The organism is Phocaeicola sp. (assembly GCF_048170425.1).
Classification (GTDB): domain Bacteria; phylum Bacteroidota; class Bacteroidia; order Bacteroidales; family Bacteroidaceae; genus Phocaeicola.
Window position 1 is genome coordinate 1 of record NZ_DBEXBB010000272.1, and the last position, 8,916, is coordinate 8,916.

Annotated in this window: 9 protein-coding genes and 2 pseudogenes; 6 read left to right on the top strand and 5 right to left on the bottom strand. The window is 50.8% G+C overall.

Annotated features, from left to right (window positions below):
- The first annotated feature begins 84 nt into the window (after positions 1-84).
- The gene (locus tag ACMJ0U_RS10745) at positions 85-1,254 is read left to right on the top strand and encodes an iron-containing alcohol dehydrogenase (protein WP_417129914.1); all 1,170 of its coding nucleotides are present in this window, start codon (positions 85-87) and stop codon (positions 1,252-1,254) included.
- Between the two features lie 28 nt (positions 1,255-1,282).
- On the opposite strand, the gene ACMJ0U_RS10750 is transcribed toward ACMJ0U_RS10745, so the two are convergent.
- Both ACMJ0U_RS10750 and ACMJ0U_RS10755 read right to left on the bottom strand, forming a co-directional pair.
- Positions 1,283-1,681: an FKBP-type peptidyl-prolyl cis-trans isomerase gene (locus tag ACMJ0U_RS10750; RefSeq protein WP_417129915.1), complete on the bottom strand. Its 399-nt coding sequence runs from the start codon at positions 1,679-1,681 to the stop codon at positions 1,283-1,285.
- Positions 1,682-1,727: 46 nt separating this feature from the next.
- Positions 1,728-2,645: an SDR family oxidoreductase gene (locus tag ACMJ0U_RS10755; RefSeq protein WP_417129916.1), complete on the bottom strand. Its 918-nt coding sequence runs from the start codon at positions 2,643-2,645 to the stop codon at positions 1,728-1,730.
- 306 nt (positions 2,646-2,951) lie between these two features.
- Between ACMJ0U_RS10755 and ACMJ0U_RS10760 the strand changes: the two genes are divergently transcribed.
- From ACMJ0U_RS10760 to ACMJ0U_RS10770, 3 genes and pseudogenes are all read left to right on the top strand, one after another.
- Positions 2,952-4,946, top strand: a complete 1,995-nt coding sequence (locus tag ACMJ0U_RS10760) for an AAA domain-containing protein (RefSeq protein WP_417129917.1) — start codon at positions 2,952-2,954, stop codon at positions 4,944-4,946.
- A gap of 63 nt (positions 4,947-5,009) precedes the next feature.
- Positions 5,010-5,756: pseudogene (locus ACMJ0U_RS10765) on the top strand (MBL fold metallo-hydrolase); the annotation flags it as partial.
- 21 nt (positions 5,757-5,777) lie between these two features.
- Positions 5,778-6,152 (top strand): (deoxy)nucleoside triphosphate pyrophosphohydrolase, encoded by a 375-nt coding sequence (locus ACMJ0U_RS10770; protein ID WP_417129921.1) that lies wholly within the window; start codon positions 5,778-5,780, stop codon positions 6,150-6,152.
- Here the strand turns inward: ACMJ0U_RS10770 and ACMJ0U_RS10775 are convergent.
- The 3 genes and pseudogenes from ACMJ0U_RS10775 to ACMJ0U_RS10785 form a co-directional block, all read right to left on the bottom strand.
- Positions 6,149-6,457, bottom strand: a complete 309-nt coding sequence (locus ACMJ0U_RS10775; protein WP_417129918.1) for a DUF3784 domain-containing protein — start codon at positions 6,455-6,457, stop codon at positions 6,149-6,151. The genes ACMJ0U_RS10770 and ACMJ0U_RS10775 overlap by 4 nt on opposite strands.
- Before the next feature lie 10 nt (positions 6,458-6,467).
- Entirely contained in the window at positions 6,468-6,716 is a 249-nt protein-coding gene (locus ACMJ0U_RS10780; protein ID WP_417129922.1) for a DUF3791 domain-containing protein, read from the bottom strand.
- A gap of 33 nt (positions 6,717-6,749) precedes the next feature.
- Positions 6,750-7,247 (bottom strand): annotated as a pseudogene (locus tag ACMJ0U_RS10785) (very short patch repair endonuclease); the annotation flags it as partial.
- 290 nt (positions 7,248-7,537) lie between these two features.
- Here ACMJ0U_RS10785 and ACMJ0U_RS10790 point away from each other — a divergent pair.
- Both ACMJ0U_RS10790 and ACMJ0U_RS10795 read left to right on the top strand, forming a co-directional pair.
- Positions 7,538-8,134 carry an HU family DNA-binding protein gene (locus ACMJ0U_RS10790; protein ID WP_417129919.1) on the top strand — a complete coding sequence of 199 codons (597 nt, stop codon included), beginning with the start codon at positions 7,538-7,540 and terminating at the stop codon, positions 8,132-8,134.
- Positions 8,135-8,161: 27 nt separating this feature from the next.
- Positions 8,162-8,916 (top strand): hypothetical protein (locus ACMJ0U_RS10795; RefSeq protein ID WP_417129920.1); only part of this gene is annotated, 755 nt, incomplete at its 3' end.

Genomic DNA, 8,916 nt, shown 5'->3' on the forward strand with positions numbered 1-8,916 from the left:
GAAACATCGGTAATTTGTATCATTGTTTGTGGCTTCTTTTGCTTATTTTTGCCACATCCATAATTAAAATGACAAAAAGAAACAATGAAGAACTTTGACTATCAAACCCCGACCCGTCTGATTTTTGGCCGGGATGTAGTGGCTGGACTGCCAGAGGTGATGCGCCCGTTCGGACGTCGCATCTTGTTGACATACGGTGGCGGAAGCATCAAGCGTATCGGCCTGTACGACCGCGTGAAAGAACTGTTGAAAGACTTTGAAATCTTTGAACTGGGTGGCATCGAGCCGAACCCCAAATACTCTACCAGTGTAGTGGAAGGCGTACGCATCTGCAAGGAACAGCAGATTGACGTGATTCTTTCTGTGGGCGGCGGTTCGGTACTCGACTGTTCGAAAGCCATTGCCGGAGGTGCCAAATACGACGGCGAGACCTGGGACCTGATTATCGGTAAGGCTCCTACGCTGGCTGCACTGCCTATTGTGGACATCCTTACCCTGGCCGCTACGGGCAGTGAGTACGATGCCGGAGGAGTTATCTCCCGCACAGAGACCAACGACAAGGTGGCCTATATCGACCCGCATCTGTTTCCGGCCTGCTCTTTCCTTGACCCTACCTATACCTTCACGGTCAATGCCAAGCACACGGCAGCAGGGGTGGCCGATGCCATCAATCATGTGATGGAACAGTATTTCACTCATGCTTCCAATTCCGTGGCCGACGGTTTCTGTGAAACGCTGGTAAAGACCTTGATGAAATATGCTCCGATTGCACTGGAGAAACCGGACGATTACGAAGCACGTGCCGAAATCATGTATGCCTGCACCTTTGGCTGCAACGGGCTGCTGGCCCTCGGTACCGGCGGCTCTCTCTGGCCCATGCATGGCATTGAGCATGCCTTGTCGGGATATTATGACATTACGCACGGAGAGGGACTGGCCATTATCACACCGCACTGGATGCGTCACGTGCTCAATGAACGTACCCAGGAACGCATCGTGAAATTTGGTGTGAATGTGTTCGGACTGGCTGCCAACCAGGCTCCGTCGGAAATTGCCGGGCAGACCATTGCGCGTACCGCACAGTTCTTCAAGAGTCTGGGCATGCCGATGACCCTGCGTGAGGTAGGCATCGACGATTCCCGTCTGGAAGAGATGGCACACCACATTGCCGTGAATGAGGGACTGGATGCCCCGGGCACTTTTGCTCCGCTGAGCGAACAGGACATCCTTTCTATTCTGAAGGCTGCGCTGTAAGATAAAGATAATTCGGAATAGCCTGCACTCAGGCTATTCCAAACAATTCAATCTCAAAAATCAAAGTGGAGCCGCCGGGGATGCCGGGCTGTGAGAACTTGCCGTAGCCCATTTCCGACGGGATATATATTTCCCATTTGTCGCCCACGCACATCTGCTGCATGGCGATAATCCATCCCTCAATCAAGTCGCTCAGGCGGAAGGCGACGGGTGCACCGCTGCGGCTGCTGTCAAACTTCTTGCCGTTGATGGTCCATCCCGTGTAGTGCGCGGTGACGATGCTCCGCGGGGTGGGATGCTTGCCGTCGTTCTTACCCGATGCCAGCACTTTATAGTAAATACCCTTCGGGAGCGGCATCACTCCCTCTTCTTTTGCCTTTTCGGCCAGCCAGTCCTTGTTGGCCTGCATGTATTCTTTCTTTCCCATTTGTTTTAGATTTTAATGTAAAAGTACGGATTTTCCGGAAACCATTCTATCCCTTTCGTGAGGAATCGTCCTGTAGCATGCTTCTGATACCCTCCTCGAAAGTATGCGGACGGTATTCCAGTTCCCGCCGGGCCTTTTCAATGCTCAGTCCGCTGAAACGAGGGCGGGGTGTCTTTTCCTGCATTGCTGCCGTGTGTACCGGAAGGATGAGCGAACGGTCCAGTCCCAGTGCGTCGGCCGTGCGTAGTGCCATGTCGGCCACGGTCATACATTCTCCGCCACAGATGTGATAAATGCCGCAGACCGGTCGTTCGATGAGCTTTTCAATGCCTTGCACCACATCTCCCACGTAAGTCGGTGTGCGCCACTGGTCGTTTGCCACCCGTATCTCCTGATGGTTTTGCAGACGGTTGATGACCAGCGATACGATGTTTCCGTGCTGTCCCGGATAAGGAGCGCCATACACCACCACGATACGTGCAATGGCATAGTTCCGGCAAAGAGAAGCCACCAGCTTCTCGCTTTCCCATTTCGTGCGGCCGTAGTAATTGACGGGAGAGGGGGTGTCTTCCTCGGTGTACAACCGGCTGGTGTCTCCTCCAAATACGAAGTCCGTGGAAAGATGGATAAGCCGGCAGTGACGCTTCTCACAGCTTTGCGCCAGCCATCTCACTGCCTCCACGTTCACCGCATCGGCTTCGGCGCGATGCGTTTCTGCATAATCTGTGGCCGACATGGCCGCCGTATGGACCACTACGTCCGGTTGTACTTCTTCCATCAGTTTCTCTACCTCTTCTTCACGGGTGATGTCCGTCTGGATAAAACGGTAGCCGTGTGCCGGCGGACAAATGTCGGGATGCAGCGAACAGCCGGTAATCTGCCAGTCGGTCTTTTGGGCAAAAGCGTGCAGCAGGTGACGCCCTGTAAATCCGTTGGCTCCTATAATCAGTATTTTTTTGTTCATGGCTTATGTATGAGTTAGTTTTAGTTTTCAAAGGTAAGAAAAATATGTGGCATTGCCTTTCTGCTCCCTTCAATCAATGGTTTTTAGGTAAAATTACGCTTTTATTGCAGCCGCATTGTTTTGAATGTGGCAGAATGAGCCTATTTTTGCCCATCAACGTGAACCTATGGACAAAAAACTACTTAAATACTGGAAAAACTGCCTGCTGGATGCCGAATGGAGCAACAGTACGTTAAATAAAGAACCGCACGTGACGCTGGCATTTGAAGACTGGATGCCGGAGAGGAGTACAAGGACTTGCCCTGCATGGAAGACATGGCCGTGCGTCTGGACATCAGCTACCGTTATCAGCTGTTCTGGTATGCCATCCACCATCGGGAAGCCGAGTTTATCCGCCGTCTGGGTCGGTGCACCGGAAACCTGAGCCGGCCTGACCGTGGGGTTTATCTCGAACGCCTGAGACGTCTGGCCTGTGTGATGCCGGTGTTCATCTCCACGTTCCACTCCCTTCCCCGGTATATGACCTGCACCCACGAAGGAAGTCCGTTTGTTCCCCTTTATAACACCATCGACCTGCTGATTGTGGACGAGTCAGGACAGGTGTCGCCCGAGCTGGCCGTACCCTCGTTCAGTCTGGCCCGGCAAGCCATCCTCGTGGGCGACATCGAACAGATAGAACCCATCTGGCCCGTATCCGAACAATATTCCTTCATCAACCTCAAGCGTTTCGGGGTGGTTGCTTCGGCCGAAGACCGGCTGTATGGTTTCCTGTCCGAACACGGTTTCCTGTCCTCTTCCGGAAGTATCATGAAAATGGCCCGCAAGAGTGGCAGCTTTCAGGTAGACGGCGAACGTGGAGCCTTCCTGAAAGAACATCGCCGTTGCCTGGATTCCATCATTGCCTATTGCAACGACTACGTGTACCATGGGCGACTGCTTCCCCTGAAAGGCGACCGTCCGAAGTATGCGGCTCTTCCCTCCAAAGGTTATGTCCATGTGAACGGATGCAGCCAGAAAGGGAAGACCGGCAGCCGTTTCAATGAAGCTGAAGCCGCCGCTATCGTAGAGTGGCTGGCCCGTGAGAAAGATAATCTGGAGGAAGCATACGCAAAACCCATCTGCAAGGTAGCTGCCATCGTTACCCCGTTCAAGGCACAGGAACGCTTGTTGCGCAGCTTGCTGTCCGAATTGCCGGAAGCAGGAGACTTTGAAGCGATGACGGTCGGTACGGTTCACTCACTACAGGGAGCACAATATCCGTTAGTAATCTTCTCGCCTGTCAATTCGCCCGGCGACACCTCCTATTTCATGGAAGCAGGCGGAAAGTACAACATGCTCAATGTGGCCGTGTCGCGTGCGCAGTATCACTTCCTGGTGTTCGGTAACATGAACATTTTCCATCCCGACCGGGACACTCCGTCGGGCAACCTGGCCAAGTGGTTGTTTGACAGTCGGCAGAATGAAATCTCCTCCAACTTTGTCTATCAGGCCGAAGAACCCTTGTGCCGGTATGCTGAAGTCGACCGCCTGTCTGCCCTTGAAGCCCATACGGACTGCTTGCGTCAGGCTTTCCAGACGGCTCGGAAGAGCGTGCTGATTGTGTCGCCTTACATTTCTATCCGTGCCCTTGAGGACGACAATCTGTTGCCTCTTATCCGGGAAACCGTGGGTCGTGGAGTAGAAGTGGTGGTCTATACCGACCATTACCTGGATAAGAAGAACGGTGTGCTACGGGAAAATGCCGTGAAAGGTCGTCAGGCACTGGTCGAAAACCATGTGTGCCTGCGAATCCTGAAAGGTATCCACAACAAGACGCTGGTGGTAGACGACTGTCTGCTGGTGGAAGGCTCGTTCAACTGGCTTTCGGCCAGCCGGAATAAGAGAGATGCCCGCTACGAATGCTCCATCCAGGTTTATGCTCCGGCGGCTACGGAATACATCGAAAAACTGAAGAAAGAACTGGAAGACATGGAAGTGGAAGCTGTCATCTATTATCTGCCAGAGAGAAACATCCCTTGTCCCGGATTTTTCCAGTCGCCCTTTTATAACACGTGTACGGACGATACGCTGGAACACATCAGGCAGCAAATCCGTCGGTTGGGTATCTCGAAGGACGTTTCATCGGAGTCCGTGCAGGAACTCCGGAAAAAGCATCCGCGCCATGGAGAGCCTTGGACGGAGGAGGAAGTGCAGGTTATCCGGCAACTGATGACCTACACCAACCATCTGGATGTCTTTATCGACTGCCTGCAACGCAGCGAGCGCTCCATCCGCTATAAAGTGGAAGGCACAGCCCCTTAACCCCCGGGGCCGCACGTTTCTCCGGCAAAAACGCTATCTTTGCACAAACTATTCAAGCAGCCTATGCAACTCACCTATATCTTCCACAGCGGCTTTGCCCTCGAGACCGACCGCTGCATCCTCGTGTTCGACTACTGGATGGACCCTGCCGGCGTGATGCCCCGTCTGTTGCAGTCGCCCAAGCCCCTGTACGTCTTCTCCAGCCATTTCCACGAAGACCATTTCAACCGCGACATCTTCTCCTGGCGGACCCGGAAAGCGAACGTGCGCTACATCCTTTCGAAAGACATCCTGAAACACCGTCGGGCGCAGAAGGAAGAAGCCGATGCCTGGCTGGGAAAAGGTGCCACGTGGGAAGACGAGCTTCTCCGCGTGACGGCCACCGGAAGCAATGACAGCGGCGTGTCGTGGGTGATAGAGACCGACGGCAAGCGTATCTTCCATGCCGGCGACCTGAACAACTGGTACGCCCGCTTCCTGACCGACGACTATCACGGGGGACTAATCTACAGCCCCGACTTCGGCATCGACATCGACCCTGCCAAGGAAGAAAAACGTTTCCTGGGCGAGCTGAAAGACATCCGCAAGCTCACCGACCGTTTCGACGTGGTGATGTTCCCCGTAGACGGGCGCATCGGCAACGGCTACACCCGCGGAGCCCGTCAGTTCCTTGACGTGTTCCGTACCGGCCTGTTCGTGCCCATGCACTTCGTGGCCAGCGGTTTCGAATCAGCCTGGCGGATGAAAGAGTTCACCGACGCCAAGTCCGTCCCGTTCTGGTGCATCCGTCGGGAAGGAGAGTGCTGCGAAGTGAAGAAACACATTGAGGTAGTGGCGGCGGTGATGGTGCGCGACGGAAAGTACTTTGCCACCCAGCGCGGCTACGGCGAGTTCAAGGACTATTGGGAATTTCCCGGCGGAAAGGTAGAGCCGGGCGAGCGCAGGGAAGAGGCCCTGGTACGTGAAATCCGCGAGGAGTTGGACACCGACATCCGGGTGGATGCCTTCCTCACCACGGTAAACTGTGAGTATCCGTCGTTTCACCTCACGATGCACTGCTATCGTTGCACGGTAGTTTCCGGCAGTCTGGTGCTGAAAGAGCATGAGAGTGCCGCTTGGCTGAAACTGGAAGAGATGGACAGCGTGGCATGGCTTCCGGCCGATGTAGAGGTGGTGAAGGAGATTATCGCCCAGGCGTCCCGTTAGTTGTGGTCGTATCGTTGGGCACCGGCCAGCAGATAGATAACTCCTATTATGGGCACTACTATGGAACTGATGTGGATGGCCGACGCTTCGTCCATGAACAGCCGCAGGAGCAGGTAGCTCACGAAGACTAGTACGCCGATTGCGCAGAACACGCGGCACATGAAGGCTTTGAGCCCCTTCACGTCGACTTTTTTCTGTTGCTCGGGCGTCATGGTGTTGTATCCTGCAATGAGTTTGGGGAATCTCCAGACGAGGAGTCCGAGCAGGATGAAGAAGGCTGAAAAGATGGGGATGAATGAGTTCATATTGTGTGGGTTATTTTTGAGAATCGTTTGGGATGTGATAAGTCGCTTCGAGTACTCCTTTCTCCTTCATAAAATCAATCAAATCTTCCATCAGGTAGCGGGAACCGAATGTATGAAGCACGTCGTATGAAGGAACGATGTATTCATACAATATACCCGATTGATTTAGCCTGTTGTACACCTCACGTTGTGGTAAATGGAGAATCCGTGAAAGGCTTCCAATACAATAGGTGACAAATTCAAGTGTGTCTTTATTCATGGGTGAAAAGGATTGTATCTCTTTTATTGTATGATAAGTGTCTTCTGATTCTTCCGCAGCCATAAGCGGTTTCTCTTCTTCGTCAAAGGAATAGCTCACGGTGTGGTCTTTCAGGTAAATATGGTTGAGCGTATATTCCAGTGCCAGGAGCGTCTGTTCCCGTTTCTTGGGTTTCAGTTCACATTCCCATATCGTCATGCAGTGCCACCCCATTCGTGCCAGTTCCTGCTGTACCCGCTTGTCACGCTCGATGTTGCGTGTGATTTTTCGTGTCCAGAACTCCGTGTTCGATTTGGGAATGACGTAATATTTGCAACCCTCATGACCATGCCAGAAACAGCCGTTGATAAAGATGCAGGTGCGGTATTTCCGCAGCACAATGTCCGGACGCCCCGGCAGACGCGGATGGTTCAGGCGGTATCTGAATCCGTGAGCAAACAGATACTTCCTGACTATCATTTCCGGCTTGGTGTTGGCCGAATGAATGGCAGCCATGTTTTTGTGCCGCTGGTCTTTGGAGAGGACGTCCATGATTGTTTGATTCTTATCTTTTTGTAAAGGTAATGATAATTTATTTGTCGCAAGATGTTGTCCGGCTTAAAAACGGATACTTATGTATTCATTTTTAAATATAGTCAGGCATCTTCTTGCTTTTTCTTAAAAATTGAGTTAAATTTACCTCGACACGTACGTGACGAGGTCTTGACACGTTCGTGCTGATGTCTCGTCACGTTCGTGTCGCGACCTTGACAGCTACGTGTCGAGGTATTTTTGTATAAGGGTTTTGAAAGAAGTATAATTACAATATAACTAAAACGATTATGGCTATAAAATTTGACCTGTTTGAGAATCCGGTAAAGGAGGGAGTTTCCGTACCGAAGTTGCATGCAAAAGTGATTACCAAAGACGTGGTGACCACCCGTGAAATCCGTGAAGCGATACGCAAGAAATGTACCGCCTCTCCGGCCGATGTGGCAGCCGTCATCACGGCCCTGAACGATGAGCTTTATGAGAACCTGAGCAACGGATATGCGGTGCATCTGGAAGGAATCGGCTATTTCAGTCTGAGCCTGAAATGTACGCCGGACATCAATCCGAAGTATATAAAGGATGACGACGTACAGGTGAGAAGCATCAAGTTTACACCCGACAAAGACTTGATTGACCGTTTCCAGAGTGTGTATCTGGAGCACAAGGTGGACGAGGCGCATCATTCTGCCAAGCTGGACGAGGAAGAGGTGAAGCAGAAGTTAGCAGAGTATTTCAAGACGCATTCTTTCCTGCAACGCCGCGATTTTGAACGGCTCACCGGGTTTAATTCGTCGAAGTCTACGCGGGTGATTCGGGAACTGGTGAAGGAAGGTGTGTTGAAGAATGCGGGGACGAAGTATCAGCCGGTGTATGTGGTGGGGAATTAAATAAAACTTAATAAACGAGCAATAGCTATGTATTATGAGGAAGTCTTTTCTTGGGCCGAAAATGCCGAAGGAAAAATGGTACATGTAGATACTGTCCCTAATGGTAAACGTTGTGGATGTATTTGTCCAAATTGTCATGAGCAATTAGTTGCGAGACAAGGGGATATAAATGCACATGGTTTTGCTCATTTAAGCCATGGTAGGGGAGCAAATCTTGAGATATGTTATAGAGTGACATTACTTAAATTAGCAGAACAGATTATAGAAACACAGAAACGGATTCATGTGCCATCTTATTATGGAATTTATAAAGAAACAGACATAGAATTTGTTGATGTGAAAATAGATTTCCGTTTTGAACGTGAAGACAGACAGCCGGATGTGATTGCTACGACAAAAGAGAACCAGAAGTATCTTATTGTTTTTTGTTTTGATGATTATGTACGTCATAAGCAATCTTTTGATTATCATGATCTCACGTACCTTTCAGTAAACCTCACTAGACAGAAATTGAGTTCATTAGAGAATTTTCTTTTGACTTCTTCTAAGGATAAGTATTGGATAAATAATGATGTATACTTTAAAGGAATAGAAGCAAGGTACCAAGATAAAGGAAAGTTGGTTAAACTTGTTCTGGATGAAGAGTGCGAAGAGTGTAAAATCAGACGTTCATGTTGTGCCGTGATGTTACCTGATTATGGATTTCGTACTCCCTTGCTTATTAAAAATAATGGACAACTATTTCGTCTTTGTAAGACCGAAAAATATACGCAAGCGTTGAA